This window comes from Ferdinandcohnia sp. GQ5, assembly GCF_059759275.1.
On sequence record NZ_JCAXEW010000021.1, the window covers coordinates 53,792 to 68,628 of the forward strand.

A 14,837-nucleotide genomic window follows, 5' to 3' on the forward strand; every position below is an offset into this window, starting at 1 on the left:
GGGGAATCATCATGGAGAATTTATTATTAAGTATTGAAGCTATCTTACAATGGGATACATTGTTGTTAATGGTTGTTGGGGTAATTGCAGGAATCGTCTTCGGATGTATTCCTGGATTTACGATAACAATGGCGGTTGCCTTAACACTCCCATTTAGTTTTTCACTCGAACCTTTACAGGGAATTTCCCTTATGATGGGAGTTTGGTTAGGAGGTGCCTCTGGAGGATTAATTTCAGCTTGTTTATTAGGGATACCGGGTACACCATCTGCTATGGCAACCACTTTTGATGGGTATCCAATGGTAAAGAACGGGGAACCTGGCCGTGCCTTGTCACTTGGACTATGGGCATCCTTTGCCGGTTCATTAATTGGGGGAATTATTCTAGTATTGGCAGCTCCTTTATTATCTTCATGGGCCATCAAATTTGGGCCATGGGAATTTTTTAGTCTAATGGTATTTGGATTAAGTGCAATTGCAACACTTGGTAATGGGAATCTAATCAAAGGCTTAATTGCGGGATTACTAGGAGTGTTTATTGGTACCTTTGGATTGGACCCAGTTGGGGGAGCACAACGTTTTACATTTGGTTTGACTGACCTGCTTTCTGGGTTCAATTATTTACCTATTTTAATTGGAATCTTTGCATTTTCTCAGCTTTTATCAGAGGTTACGAAGAGTTCGGCTGATAAATTTAAGTTGGATAAAAATATTAATCTTCATTACCCAATAAGTAAAGTTATTAAAGACTTAGCAACTTCATGGGTGAGTGTAATCCGTTCCTCACTTGTAGGCACATTTGTAGGGGCATTACCGGGTGCGGGTTCAAGTATTGCCAATATCCTTAGCTATGATATCGAAAAAAAGATGTCTAAACATTCAAAGCTATTCGGAACGGGTAGAAAGGAAGGAATCATTGCAGCAGAAGCGGCGAATAACTCTTCTGAGGGTGGGGCGTTAATTCCAACATTGGCATTAGGAATCCCGGGAAGTGCAGTTACAGTGATGATGATGGGGGCGCTTTTAGTCCACGGTATCCAACCGGGCCCATACTTTCTAGTTTCTGAGCCGGTGTTAGCATATGGTATTTTTCTTGCATTCTTTATTTCTGCTATTTTTATGTTACTCATTCAAGCATTTGGAATTCGATTGTTTTTGAGAATTACAGACATTCCAATGCATTACTTACTGCCGGTTGTTCTTATTTTATGTGCTTTAGGTAGTTTTGCAGTAAACAACCGAGTTTTTGATATTTGGGTCTTATTGATCTTTGGAGTAGTTGGTTATTTCTTGAAAAAGTTCAATTTTACCTTAGCTGCCTTTGTACTTGGCGTTATTTTAGGTCCGATGACAGAGGTAAACCTTCGTAGGGCAATTTCTACTGATGCAGATTTAACATTATTTTTTACTCGACCGATTTCTGGTGTGCTTTTGGGACTGACAATTGCTTCTCTTATATATGCAGTTGTTTCTGAGATTAGGAATGAAAGAAAACTTCAATCAGAATCGTCTAATAGTATAAAAGGCTAATCGGTAAGTGGAAGTCCTTCATCCGTTTGTTAAGTAAATGTGTTAAAATAGTTAACAATGTAAAACAAAATCTATGAAGAAATACGGTATTAATTAAGATGAAAGGGGTACAAAAAGATGAGCTTTGATTATTTGAATCATCCATACGCCTCACAAAAGGTAACAACGATTGCCAAAAATGGAATGGTTGCTACATCACAACCACTGGCCGCCCAAGCGGGTTTAGATATTCTAAAAAAGGGTGGTAATGCAATCGATGCAGCAATTGCAACTGCTGCATGTTTAACAGTAGTGGAGCCAACTTCAAATGGAATTGGCGGGGATGCCTTTGCATTAGTTTGGGTAAAAGGTGAACTACATGGATTAAATTCAAGTGGACCGGCACCAAAAAGTATATCAATTGATAAGGTGAAAGAGCAGGGACATACCTCTATGCCAACTCATGGATTACTCCCTGTTACGGTTCCAGGTGTACCGGCAGCATGGGCTGAGCTTTCAAAAAGATTTGGAAAATTACCACTGTCAGAAGTGCTAAAGCCAGCAATTGATTACGCAGAAAATGGTTATCCGATATCACCTATATTGGGCAAAAATTGGAAAGTGTCATTTAATAGATTTAAAGAAATCTTTCAGGGTGACGAATATAAGAACTGGTTCGACACATTTGCCCCAAATGGTCGAGCTCCTGAAATTGGGGAAGTATGGAGGTCACCAGATCATGCAAGCACATTACGATCCATCGCAGAGACAAATGCTGAAAGTTTTTATCGTGGTGAGTTGGCGGATAAAATTGACCAGTTTTCAAAAGCGTATGGCGGATTCCTAAGAAAAGAAGATTTAGCTGATTATCAACCTGAATGGGTAGACCCAATTAAAGTGAATTATCGTGGCTATGATGTGTGGGAAATCCCACCAAATGGCCAGGGGATTGTCGCGTTAATGGCTCTTAATATCCTAAAAGGCTTTGAGCTAAAAGAGAAGGAGTCTGTTGAAACGTATCATAAGCAAATCGAAGCTATGAAACTAGCATTTGTAGATGCTAAGAAATATGTAACAGATCCAAAAAAGATGTCTGTAAGTGTGGAACAGTTATTATCAGATCAGTTTGCAGATGATCGTAGAAGTTTAATCGGGGATGAGGCTTTAACTCCTGAACCAGGAACACCACCAAGTGGAGGTACAGTGTACCTTGCAACAGCTGACGGAGAAGGGAATATGGTTTCCTTTATTCAAAGTAACTATATGGGCTTTGGGTCAGGGATTGTAATTCCTGGAACTGGTATTGCTTTACAAAACCGTGGTCATGACTTCTCACTTGATTCAGCTCATGAGAATGCACTTGAACCTGGTAAAAAGACTTATCATACTATTATCCCAGGATTTTTAACTAAGGATAATGAAGCTGTAGGACCATTCGGAGTAATGGGGGGTTACATGCAACCGCAGGGTCATGCCCAAGTCATTATGAATACAATTGATTTCCATTTAAACCCTCAAGCGGCACTAGATTCACCAAGATGGCAGTGGTCCGAAGGTAAGAAGGTTTCAGTGGAGCCTGGTTTCTCACCGCATATTGCACAGGCACTTGCACGAAAAGGTCATCAGATTCAGATTGCGCTTGACGGTGGAAGCTTTGGTCGTGGTCAAATTATTTGGAGAGATTCTGTATCAGGTGTTTTATATGGAGGTACTGAATCAAGAACAGATGGTGCAATAGCAGCTTGGTAATGTATTTGCTTCAAAGTTTATACACCATTAAAAAAAGGATTGATCGGTTTGAAACATTTTCAGTTATTTTTGGCATTTTTTCGAGTGGGCATGTTGGGTTACGGAGGGGGACCATCCTCTATCCCCCTTGTTCATAAAGAGGTAGTCGATAAGTACAAATGGATGAATGATGATGAATTTGCAGACGTGTTAGCCCTAGGAAATACGCTTCCTGGGCCGATCGCTACTAAGATGGCTGGCTATATTGGCTATCGTGTATCAGGTGTAATTGGCATGATTATCGGAGTGTTAGCAACTATTGTACCGACGATAATTTTAATGGTTGTACTATTAACATCTTTAGCTTCTTTTAAAGACCAACCATGGGTTAGTGGCATGACTAAGGCTGTAGTACCAGTCGTTGGAGTTATGCTGGCTACCTTAACTTGGGACTTTTTTAAGAAATCGAAGGATTCCTTAGGGTGGCTACCGGCAAGCGCTGTTGTCGTTGGAAGCTTTATCCTTCTTTCTATTTTAGGTGTTCATCCAGGTATATTAATAGGAGGAATTTTACTCTTTGCACTCCTTAAGAAAGACAAGAGTAAAGATGTGGAAACACCTCAAAATGTTGAAAGAGGGGTAGGGATGTAATGATTTACTGGCAAATTTTCCTAGCATTCTTTATTCCAGGTATTGTCGGATATGGTGGTGGTCCAGCTTCCATACCACTCGTTGAAAACGAGGTTGTTGACCGTTACGGTTGGCTTACTGTTTCTGAATTTAGTGAGGTTCTAGCATTAGGGAATGCACTCCCAGGACCAATTGCAACAAAGATGGCCGGTTATATTGGATATCAACAAGGCGGTATTTTAGGTTCTTTAGTTGGTGTCTTTGCAACGGTGGCGCCTTCCTTAATATTGATGATTACATTGCTAGGTATCTTATATAAATTTAAGGATTCACCAAAAGTAAAAAGAATGACAAGTTATGTACGACCAACGATTGCAGTACTATTAGGTATCATGACATTTAGTTTTTTCTCAACAGCTTACGTGGATGTTGGTGTTTGGCAAACGTTGATTTTAATTGTAGTCAGCTTTTTATTATTAGAGAAATTTAAAGTTCATCCAGCATATGTGATTATCGGTGCTCTAGGATATGGTGCTATCTTTCTTGCATAATCCAATGGTACTGGTCCAACTTAATATCGTAAAACAAGGTCAGATCCTTTTCGGGTCTGGCCTATGTTGTAGTAAGGGCAAGAGGTGAGGAAGTAGAAGTCCCTGTTTAGGAGGGTAAGAATAGAATGAACGTCGTACAAACAAATGTATTTGGCATTTCGAAAAACGGTGGCAACCCTTGTACAGTTGTGCGTAATGCTGACCACTTATCAATAGGAATGATGCAATCCATGGCAGCCACATTTGGTTTTGAAACAGTTTTTATTTTGGAATCTAGGGCAAAGGAATGTGATTATAGACTGCGTTATTTTGCGCCCAAACATGAAATGGAAATGTGTGTACATGCCACAATTGCAGCAGTAACGGTTTTAGTCAAACAAGAAGAATGCTTAAAACAATCGCTATTTATAGAGACAAGTGTTGGAGTAGTACCTGTTCATTGGAAAATGGAAGAGAAGAGTGTTGTTGTAACGGTTGAACAATTTAAACCAACTTTACAAACGGATAATCCAAGTATTGCAGAGGTTGCACTAGCATTAAGTATTCCTGAAAATGACATAAACCCCTTATTTCCAATTAAGTCAGTATCTACGTCAAGGCCGAAGTTAATGATTCCTATTAAGAATTCTGTGATTTTACATAATCTAAAGCCAAATTTTCAAAAATTATGGTCAGTATGTGATAAATTTAAGATAACTGGTTTTTATCCCTTTGCTGTTTTATGCAAGAATGAGCTAAAAGCAAGACAATTCCCTAATCAATCTGGATATGATGAAGACCCTGCAACTGGTGTAGCAGCAAGTTCACTTGGTGTATATGTAACCCTATATAATGTGTGTGGTACTAGCCAGGAAGGTTGGAATATTTATCATATCTATCAGGGGGAAACAATGGGCAAACCAAGTAAAATTCAAGCGGAAATAGAAGTTGAAAATAAAAAAATAATACGTACAAGAATAAGCGGGAACGCAATTATTCTACAAAGCGGGAGGATACAATGAAAAAACTATTATTAACAGGGTTTGTCCCATTTTTAGATAATCCAATCAATCCGACTGAGGAGATTGTGAAGGCATTGGAAGGGCAAACGATTGGAGGATACGAGATTGTTGGAAGGATTCTGCCGGTTGATTTTGCAGAGTCAGCAAGGCAATGTATCGAGCATGTCAATGAGGTTAAGCCTGATGTCGTGATTTCATTAGGCCTTGCAGCGGGAAGAAATAAAGTCACACCTGAGCGGATTGCGATTAATTGCCGCGATGGTGAACCAGATAATAGTGGTGTGAGATTACAGGATGCTCCAATTGAAGAAGTCGGTCCAGCGGGTTACTTTTCGACATTACCGATTCGGGAATTTGTAAATGCATCCATTGATAAAGGCTACCCGGCCGCTGTTTCAAACACAGCAGGGACGTATCTTTGCAACAATGTGATGTACTCCGTTTTGCATAAAATTGAGCAAGAACAACTTCCAATGCGAGCAGGATTCATCCATATCCCTGCTTCACATGAACTTGCGCTTAAGAAATCGGGTATCCCAAGTTGGTCGTTGGCAGATTTAACAGAGTCTATTCGCGCGATGATTGAGGTGCTTGGCGAGTAGAATGGACTTATGGCTAATAATTTTGAATGATGGCTGATAAATGAAAAATATGGCTGATAATTTAGATTTACGGCTAATAAATCAAAATTACGGCTAATAGCCAATTGAATACAAGAAAAATAATTGAAAACACTAAGAGGAAGCCTAATATGGGCTTCCTCTTTTTACATTCATAAAGCTTCAGAAAGGAATTAAAAATGAAGCAATTACATATTTTTTACGCATTTTTCAAGGTTGGCATACTGGGCTACGGTGGCGGCCCATCATCTATTCCGCTTGTGCATAAGGAAGCGGTAGATCGCTACAAATGGCTAAATGATGACGATTTTGGTGATATTCTTGCACTCGGTAATACGTTGCCCGGGCCAATCGCAACAAAAATGGCCGGCTATATTGGGTATCGTGTTGGAGGCTGGCTTGGTATGATCAATGCTGTTTTGGCAACATCAGTTCCAACCATATTATTAATGATCGTACTACTTACCTCATTGACTTCTTTTAAAAATCTTGGTTGGGTACAGGGAATGACAAAAGCAGTGCTGGCAGTAGTTGGGGTCATGCTTGCCCAACTCACCTGGGAATTTTTCATGAATGCGAAAAAAGGTCTTGGTTGGACGAAAGCAATTTTGCTTGGGGTCGCCAGCATACTAGTTTTAGATGTGTTGGGGGTGCACCCAGGAATCTTAGTGGGTGTTTTACTAGTAGCTGCCTTGTTGAAAAAGGACAAGTGGGAGGAGAAACAACAATGATTTACTTGCAGCTTTTTCTTGCCTTTTTAATTCCAGGTATTCTAGGTTACGGTGGCGGGCCAGCCTCGATTCCTCTTGTTGAAAATGAAGTTGTTCATCGCTATCATTGGCTTTCCGTTCATGAATTCAGTGAGGTGATTGCGATCGGAAATGCGCTACCGGGACCAATTGCAACGAAGATGGCCGGCTACGTTGGTTTTCAGCAAGCGGGAATAGTGGGTGCAGGTGTTGCTGTTTTTGCCACGGTTGCGCCCTCGTTACTTTTAATGATCGGTTTGCTTAGCATTTTGAAAAAGTTCAAGCATTCTCCAAAGGTTAAACGGATGACGAACTATATCCGTCCGACAATCGCTGTACTTCTAGGGGCAATGGCGTATCGCTTTTTTGAGGAATCCTATGTGGACGCAGGCTTGGCGCATACGCTTATTTTAGTTGTTTTGAGTTTTTTGCTGCTTGAAAAATGGAAGGTCCACCCTGCGTATGTAATCGTTGGGTCACTTGTGTATGGGGCTGTGTTGTTGTAGGGTTTTATTTGAAATTATCTTTCTTATGCTGAAAACTGAACTCTCTTTTTTGTAAGTTGGCGTGTTTCATTAGAGGTGAAAGACGCCGTTTTCCTTTTATTAGGGGGGTGGTGGTGCTACATGTGTTTTCGAGAGTCGGAAGTGCTTCAGTTGCATCCGAGTGCTGTCACTTTCCAGTAGTTAGGAGGATGGTGATACTCCAAGCGCTTTTGAGTGTTGTCACTTTCCAGTAGTTAGCAAGGATGGTGGTGCTCTAGGTGATTTCGAAAGGTACCCACCCTCCAAATTTCGCTAAAATCTTTTCTTGACGAGCCTTGGAAAAAAATTGATAATGTAAATGTGGTAATTTTCGTAATATTACAAAATGTATGTCGTACATATAGTAAATGTACTTGTTCCAATCTTTATTAATTGACAACGCTTACATTATGAGGAGTGAACCTGTCATGATGCTATACTTGATGCTGTTTATTGTTATTTTCAGCCTTTTTATGGCGTTTAAGCGTAAGCGCCCTTTGTTTTTACTTCTACCGTTTGTGTCTATTTTTGGGTACTTTATCTTTGAAATCATTCGTTTTCCGGCACCGCTTGGGGAGACGATTCGTTTTATTTTTAATCTTGGATAAAAGTATTGGAGTTTAATAAATCTTGAAGGAGGTGATGCAAAACTAAAGGGTGTAACCGAAAGTCCAATTATATTCTTATGGAGGTGCTAGTAGTTGAAAAAAGTTGATAAGAAGATTGCGGATGGATACTTTAGGGAGAGAACAAGGAATATTATTATCTATTTAATTATTGGATTTCTTGTCTCATTTGGTGTTGTCCTGTTTGCAAAGCCACTATCCACGTTTTCGGTAAACGGGCTGCCATTCCATTATTTCATGGGGGCGCAGGGCGCAGTTTTAACTTTTATCATAATCTTATTTGTGAATGCGAAGGTAAGCGACAAAATTGACCAAAAGTATGGCATCGACGAAGAGAAAAACGAACAAATCAGTTCTGGAAAAGTGCTAGATCATTAAAAACAAACCAACCTAACAAACATTCTCTCAAACATAGAATCTACGGATATAACAATAACCCCTACTCCTAAAGACGTTTCTTGAAGATGAAAAGATTCAAATGCAAGAATCATCCCACACAGCATGTCACAAACCTATACAAATCTTAAATTTGACCCAAAAGGGGGAGGAAATTTGGATACACAATTTCTGGTCTCATTAATTATTATTTTAGCGTCGTTTGCTCTTTATATTGGGATTGCCATCTTCAACCGAGCACGGGCGACTTCGGACTTTTATGTAGCAGGACGTGGAGTACCGCCTGTCTACAACGGAATGGCGATTGGGGCAGACTGGATGAGTGCTGCTTCATTCATCGGAATGGCCGGAACGATCATGGCGCTCGGTTATGGCGGCCTAGCCTATATTATGGGATGGACAGGTGGATACTTATTATTAACATTCCTCCTTGCGCCACAGCTTCGTAAATATGGCCGATACACGGTACCGGAGTTTATTGGGGACCGGTTTGACAGCCATTCAGCTCGTATTGTAGCAGCAATCTGTACAATCATTATTTCTTTTACATACTCTATTGGCCAGTTGTCTGGATCAGGGGTTGTAATCGGGCGTCTTTTTGAAATTGACGCGAAGGTTGGAACAATGATTGGGGTTGTGTTAATTGCCTTCTACGCAGCAATGGGTGGAATGAAGGGGATTACATGGACTCAGGTAGCGCAATACATCGTGTTAATTGTCGCGTACTTGATTCCAGTTATTTTTATCTCCTTACAATTAACCAACAATCCTTTACCATGGTTATCTTACGGGAAAATTGTTGAGGAAATTGGTGAGTTAGATCGGCAGTTAGGTTTCACAGAATACTTTGCTCCGTTTGCAACAGGTTCAGAATGGCAGTTCCTTGCGTTAATGTTTACGTTAATGTGTGGAACGGCAGGATTACCACACGTTATCGTTCGTTTCTATACGGTTTCTACAATGAAAGCAGCTCGTTGGTCAGGAGCTTGGGCTCTTTTATTTATCGGGTTATTATATTTATCAGCTCCTGCATATGCAGCATTTTCACGTTTCATTCTAATGACACAGGTTGCTGGTCAAAAAATGTCGGAGCTTCCTCATTGGACCCAAAGTTGGATTGATACAGGTCTATTAAAGCTTGCGGATGCAAATGGTGACGGAATCTTGCAGTGGCAAGAAATGACAATCGCCAATGATATCGTCGTTATGGCAACACCTGAGATTGCAAACCTTGGAGTGTTTGTTATCGGATTAATGGCTGCAGGTGCAATGGCGGCAGCATTATCTACGGCGGGTGGATTGATGATTGCCCTTTCCTCTTCATTTGCTCACGATATTTACTATCGTGTTTTAAAGCCAGATGCAACAGAGAAAAACCGTTTAAGTGTAGCACGTTGGTCAATTGCGGTTGCAACTTTAATCGCAGGTTTAGTTGCGTTAAATCCACCTGGAGCGATTACGCAAATCGTGGCCTGGGCCTTTGCGATTGCATCTAGTACGTTCTTCCCGGCACTCGTTCTTGGAGTATGGTGGAAGCGGTCGAATGCAAAAGGTGTTATCTCTGGAATGATTATTGGATTAGTAGTCGTACTAGCGTATATTTTCGCAGCGAAATACGGCGGTTTCACCATCCTAGGCATTATTGATACAGGAGCAGGTATCTTTGGGGCAGCAGCTGGTTTCTTAGGAAACATTATTGTTTCATTAATGACCGAGGCGCCATCACAAGCAAAGCAGGACGAGGTTGTCGATATGCGCTACCCTGAACAAATGGTTTACAAGGATGGCGAAGTATGGCTTAAAGATGAGGCTTAATAAAGTCTAGCACATAGAATGAATAACTGACGGTTCTACAGAATATTCCTGTAGAACCGTTTTTAAAAGAGGGAGAAACCATGGAGAAGCTATATAAAATGGTGAAGGATCATCCGCTTTTTCAAGGGCTATTACAAGAAGATGCGTTCCACTTTTTATCCTTATGCCAGCAAAAAGTGTATATGGAATCAGATTTACTATTTCATGCCAATGAGCAGCGGGAGGGGTTACTTCTGCTGCTTTCTGGTGTTGCAGAAGTGTTTGTTGGGCCGCCTGATAATCGGGAGGTTCTTGAAATAGTAAAACCAGGCGAATTGATTGGGCTTTCCAGTATTGCGGATTTAATTGGTGAGCAAAAACCCCTCCTAGAGTATCGGGTGGGTGTAATGGCAACGGAAGCTGGACAATGTTTATTAATCCCAATTCAAGTCGTTGAAAAACGCCTGCATGATCAACAATTCCATCATTATCTTTTCACTCAGCTTGCCATTCGTCTTAGAGAAATCTACAGTTCTTTGGCAGAACAGGTGTCCATTACGAGAATGGCGAAGGAGAATGGTACCTTTATTCGAAGAGTACAGGATATCATGACAAAAAAACTAGTTTCTGTGAACTCAAACACAGCTATCAGCGATGTAGCAAGTCTAATGACTGAGCACCGCACAAGCTCTGTTCTTGTCCTTGAAAAAAATAAATTGCGAGGAATCATTACAGAGCGTGACCTCGTTTCAAGAGTTATTTCTGAAAAGAAAAATGGAAACACACTTGCATCTGAAGTAATGACGAAAAACCCTGTCACTATTTCGAAGTATGCCTATTATTATGAGGCAATTTCCACTTTTCTTTTACATGGCGTTAAACATTTGCCAGTTGTCGAGAATGGAAATATCACCGGAATTATTACACTTTCAGATGTATTAAGGCAAAACAAGGACAGCATGATGAGAACGATTAAGACCATCGAGTCTGCAACAGAAGATACTTTACCTTCTGTAAAAATGGCCATTTATGATGTTATGGATACTCTATTACAGGACGATGTACCCATTTTCAAAGTACTAGATAGTGTGACAAGGTTATATGACCGGCTCGTGAAGAGATGTATAGAGATGGCTGTTGAAGCACTCTCAAAAAGAGAAGGACTACGCCCACCTACTGCATTTTGCTTTTATCAAATGGGGAGCGCAGGCCGTGAAGAGCAATTTTTGTTAACCGATCAGGACCATTTTCTTATATATGATAACAAAAGCCCAAAGATAGAGAGTTATTTTTCAAAATTAGGAGAAGAAATCGTTCATATATTAGAGAAAGCCGGGTATGCACGCTGTTTAGGAGATATGATGGCGAGCAACCCAAGCTGGCGCGGATCATTGGAGACATGGGTGAACAGAGTACAAACATGGAGCACAACGGCAACTAATCAGCATATGCTACTCGCTCAGAATTTCTTTTCGTATCGCTTTTTATATGGAGATGAGAAGCTCCATAAGGAATTTGAAGCAAGAATACTAGAACAAATGAAAAAAGCAAAAATAATTCTGTATCGGCTACAAGAACAGGAACATCATATCCCTTCATTAGATCACCCGATTCGTGCTCTTTTTAAATTGGAACGAAAGCAGTTGGATATTAAAAAAGAAATTTTATTTCCATACCACCATTGCTTGCAAATTCTTTCTCTGGAATATGGAATCATCTCGGGGACTCCATTTGAGAGAATTGATAGATTAGTAGAGAAGAAGGCATTTAGCGATAGTTTTGGAAGAGATGTAAAAGCGGCTGCTTCAGATGTGATGCATATTTACGTAAAACTGAGATGGCGCCAATATAAAAACAGGGAGAAGCTAACATCAGTTCTTCATTTTTCCCACTTAACAACGAAGGAAAAGGAAGAACTTATTTTAAGTGTGAAAATCTTAAAAGAGATACAAACTCTAGTATATGCCCACTTCCAAGTATAAAAGGAGGGAGTCTCTTGTTTTTTGGTAAAAAGCCACTTTTTCAGCAACTTCATAAGGAAATACCGTTATCAACAGCGCTTGAGGAAATTTCGTTTACGGTTTTTGACACAGAAACGACTGGATTTCGGGTTTCGACTGTTGATCGCCTAATTGAAATTGCTGCTGTACAGGTAAAGGGATTGCGGGTTTGTGAAGAGGAACAATTTCATACTTTTATAAACCCAAAACGACAAATTTCTCAGGAAATAATCGAATTGACAGGAATCACTGATAAACAGGTCGAAAACGCTCCCTCATCGATTGAAGGAATTACAAATCTTTTTCATTTTATAATGGAACAGAGCAGCAACTGTATGGTTGGGCATTATGTATCGTTTGACATTGCAACTTTAAAAAGTGAACTGAAACGGGAAAAATTCAGTTTAGTGCGGATGCCAACGATTGATACGTTAGATTTGATCGGATATATTTCCCCGTCTTATGATATGCGGGATCTGCACAGATACGCCCAGAATTTTGGAACGAGAATGTATAATCGTCATTCAGCGACAGGTGATGCTTTAACGACAGCTTATCTTTTTGTCGAACTCCTTCATCATTTTAAAAGCCGAGGAAAACGAACGTGGGGTGATCTTCTCCAAGCAACAGAAAATAATCAGAATCATTTTTTTAGATAACAGGTTGTCCAATGGCAAAAATAGCCTGTCTTAATCGGTAGAACAAGCAATTTTTAAAAATATTTTGATAAAACCCTTGTCCCTCTTGACTTTTATAGCATAATCCCTCAACCAAGCTAATAAAATGGTTACAAACCTAACAAAGAGAGTGTTTGAGGTGAGGGGGCGTATACCGTCTTCAAAGTTCCAGCAAAACATTTGACGAATATAGTTCAAGTACTACTTCTTCTTCGTTGAAGCATGAACGCGTCTCATTTCACACTTCTCACATCCATATAGGGAGGGCGAGTAGTGTGCACGATTACATCAAAGAACGAACTATCAAGATTGGAAAGTATATCGTGGAGACAAGAAAAACAGTTCGCGTCATTGCGAAGGAATTTGGCGTTTCCAAAAGTACTGTCCATAAGGATTTAACCGAAAGGCTACCTGAAATCAATCCCGAACTAGCAAATGAAGTAAAAGAAATTCTTGATTATCATAAATCAATACGACATTTACGGGGTGGAGAAGCGACAAAGCTAAAGTACAAAAAAGAGGAAGAACTACAAGAAGAACCAGTGAAATAACATGCCTGTGACTTTCTTTCTTGCAATGGCTAGCTCTAGGCACTATCAAAGTCTAAGACAAGTGCTTCTGAAGGTAAAACACACCTTCTGTCAGCGCTTGTCTTATGCTTGTGGCCGAGGCAAGCACAAAGCTATTCTAAGTTACGACATTTTCCTACAAAAAAATTACAAAATATCTATTTTATATGGTAAATTGTGATACAATATATTATTAGGAAAATAGATGCATTTTTGTTTAAAATGCAAGGAGGAAAGTTACTCAAATGTTAGCTAGGGATATCGGTATTGATCTAGGGACAGCAAACGTACTCATACACGTAAAAGGCAAAGGAATTGTATTAAACGAGCCATCTGTAGTGGCATTAGATAAAAACACTGGAAAGGTTTTAGCTGTTGGTGAAGAAGCAAGACGCATGGTCGGTCGTACACCTGGTAATATTATTGCGATTCGACCTTTAAAAGACGGTGTTATTGCAGATTTCGATGTAACAGAGGCTATGTTAAAGCACTTTATTAATAAGTTAAATGTCAAAGGATTTCTTTCAAAACCAAGAATCCTTATTTGTTGTCCAACAAATATTACTTCTGTTGAGCAAAAGGCAATCAAGGAAGCTGCTGAAAAAAGCGGCGGGAAGAAAATCTATCTTGAGGAAGAACCTAAAGTGGCTGCGATTGGTGCAGGCATGGACATTTTCCAACCAAGCGGAAATATGGTAGTTGATATTGGCGGTGGTACTACAGATGTGGCTGTATTATCAATGGGCGATATCGTCACCGCCTCATCAATTAAAATGGCTGGGGACACTTTTGATGCGGAAATTTTGAGCTATATCAAGCGTCAGTACAAGCTATTAATCGGTGAAAGAACAGCTGAGAATATTAAAATCCAGGTTGCAACGGTATTCCCGGATTCACGTAATGAAGAAATTGACATTCGTGGTCGTGACATGGTTACTGGTTTGCCGCGCACACTTACAATTAAATCTGGTGAGATTGAAAAAGCACTACGTGAGCCAGTTTCTGCAATTGTACAAGCAGCGAAAAGTGTACTTGAACGTACACCGCCTGAGCTTTCTGCAGACATCATTGACCGTGGTGTGATTTTAACAGGTGGTGGAGCATTGCTTCACGGAATCGATCAGCTTTTAGCTGAAGAATTGCGTGTACCTGTATTAATTGCTGAAAACCCTATGGAATGTGTTGCAATCGGTACAGGCGTCATGCTTGAAAACTTGGACAAGCTTCCACGAAGAAAATTAGTCTAATATACGTAATTGAGGACCTTTCCGAACCGGCAGGTCCTTTCTAACATTTCTACCTTTTTACTACGTGGCTAAAATTTACAGATGAAGTAATAGGAATTTCCTACTATAATTAATAGTAGTATGAGTTCAAAAATGAGGATGAAAAGGACCGAGAATTTCAAGGCGGCGCAGCTTTGAGTACCGGAGCGAGGCAACTGCTTGAGTTAACTCCCTTGCA

15 protein-coding genes are annotated in these 14,837 nt (G+C 40.1%); all 15 read left to right on the plus strand.

Annotation, left to right across the window (positions count from 1 at the left end; genetic code table 11):
• Positions 1-11: 11 nt before the first annotated feature.
• The 15 genes from AC6CHV_RS21560 (at position 12) to AC6CHV_RS21630 (ending at position 14,620) form a co-directional block, all read left to right on the plus strand.
• Entirely contained in the window at positions 12-1,529 is a 1,518-nt protein-coding gene (locus AC6CHV_RS21560) for a tripartite tricarboxylate transporter permease (protein ID WP_498079642.1), read from the plus strand.
• A gap of 117 nt (positions 1,530-1,646) precedes the next feature.
• Positions 1,647-3,257: a gamma-glutamyltransferase gene (gene ggt / locus AC6CHV_RS21565; RefSeq protein ID WP_498079643.1), complete on the plus strand. Its 1,611-nt coding sequence runs from the start codon at positions 1,647-1,649 to the stop codon at positions 3,255-3,257.
• Positions 3,258-3,305: 48 nt separating this feature from the next.
• Positions 3,306-3,887 (plus strand): chromate transporter, encoded by a 582-nt coding sequence (locus AC6CHV_RS21570; protein WP_341333215.1) that lies wholly within the window; start codon positions 3,306-3,308, stop codon positions 3,885-3,887.
• Positions 3,887-4,417 (plus strand): chromate transporter, encoded by a 531-nt coding sequence (locus tag AC6CHV_RS21575; protein WP_341333214.1) that lies wholly within the window; start codon positions 3,887-3,889, stop codon positions 4,415-4,417. The genes AC6CHV_RS21570 and AC6CHV_RS21575 overlap by 1 nt, the downstream gene beginning before the upstream one ends.
• Positions 4,418-4,542: 125 nt before the next feature.
• Positions 4,543-5,418 (plus strand): PhzF family phenazine biosynthesis isomerase, encoded by an 876-nt coding sequence (locus tag AC6CHV_RS21580; RefSeq protein WP_498079644.1) that lies wholly within the window; start codon positions 4,543-4,545, stop codon positions 5,416-5,418.
• A complete protein-coding gene (pcp, locus tag AC6CHV_RS21585) occupies positions 5,415-6,020 on the plus strand; it encodes a pyroglutamyl-peptidase I (RefSeq protein ID WP_498079645.1) in 606 nt (201 codons plus the stop codon). The genes AC6CHV_RS21580 and pcp overlap by 4 nt, the downstream gene beginning before the upstream one ends.
• 197 nt (positions 6,021-6,217) lie before the next feature.
• The gene (locus tag AC6CHV_RS21590) at positions 6,218-6,769 is read left to right on the plus strand and encodes a chromate transporter (protein ID WP_498079646.1); all 552 of its coding nucleotides are present in this window, start codon (positions 6,218-6,220) and stop codon (positions 6,767-6,769) included.
• Complete coding sequence (locus tag AC6CHV_RS21595; RefSeq protein WP_498079647.1) at positions 6,766-7,293, plus strand: chromate transporter; 528 nt, start codon at positions 6,766-6,768, stop codon at positions 7,291-7,293. The genes AC6CHV_RS21590 and AC6CHV_RS21595 overlap by 4 nt, the downstream gene beginning before the upstream one ends.
• Before the next feature lie 446 nt (positions 7,294-7,739).
• Entirely contained in the window at positions 7,740-7,919 is a 180-nt protein-coding gene (locus AC6CHV_RS21600) for a hypothetical protein (protein WP_121449220.1), read from the plus strand.
• 93 nt (positions 7,920-8,012) lie between these two features.
• Positions 8,013-8,315: a DUF4212 domain-containing protein gene (locus AC6CHV_RS21605; protein WP_341333208.1), complete on the plus strand. Its 303-nt coding sequence runs from the start codon at positions 8,013-8,015 to the stop codon at positions 8,313-8,315.
• A 174-nt stretch (positions 8,316-8,489) separates the two neighbouring features.
• Positions 8,490-10,148, plus strand: coding sequence for a sodium:solute symporter family protein (locus tag AC6CHV_RS21610; RefSeq protein WP_341333207.1), 1,659 nt, complete (start codon positions 8,490-8,492; stop codon positions 10,146-10,148).
• A gap of 80 nt (positions 10,149-10,228) precedes the next feature.
• Positions 10,229-12,109: a DUF294 nucleotidyltransferase-like domain-containing protein gene (locus AC6CHV_RS21615; RefSeq protein ID WP_498079648.1), complete on the plus strand. Its 1,881-nt coding sequence runs from the start codon at positions 10,229-10,231 to the stop codon at positions 12,107-12,109.
• Positions 12,110-12,123: 14 nt separating this feature from the next.
• A complete protein-coding gene (locus tag AC6CHV_RS21620) occupies positions 12,124-12,786 on the plus strand; it encodes an exonuclease domain-containing protein (RefSeq protein ID WP_498079649.1) in 663 nt (220 codons plus the stop codon).
• 293 nt (positions 12,787-13,079) lie between these two features.
• Positions 13,080-13,355 (plus strand): sporulation transcriptional regulator SpoIIID, encoded by a 276-nt coding sequence (gene spoIIID / locus AC6CHV_RS21625; protein WP_010677153.1) that lies wholly within the window; start codon positions 13,080-13,082, stop codon positions 13,353-13,355.
• Positions 13,356-13,618: 263 nt separating this feature from the next.
• Positions 13,619-14,620, plus strand: coding sequence for a rod shape-determining protein (locus tag AC6CHV_RS21630; protein WP_099354544.1), 1,002 nt, complete (start codon positions 13,619-13,621; stop codon positions 14,618-14,620).
• Positions 14,621-14,837 lie beyond the last annotated feature (217 nt).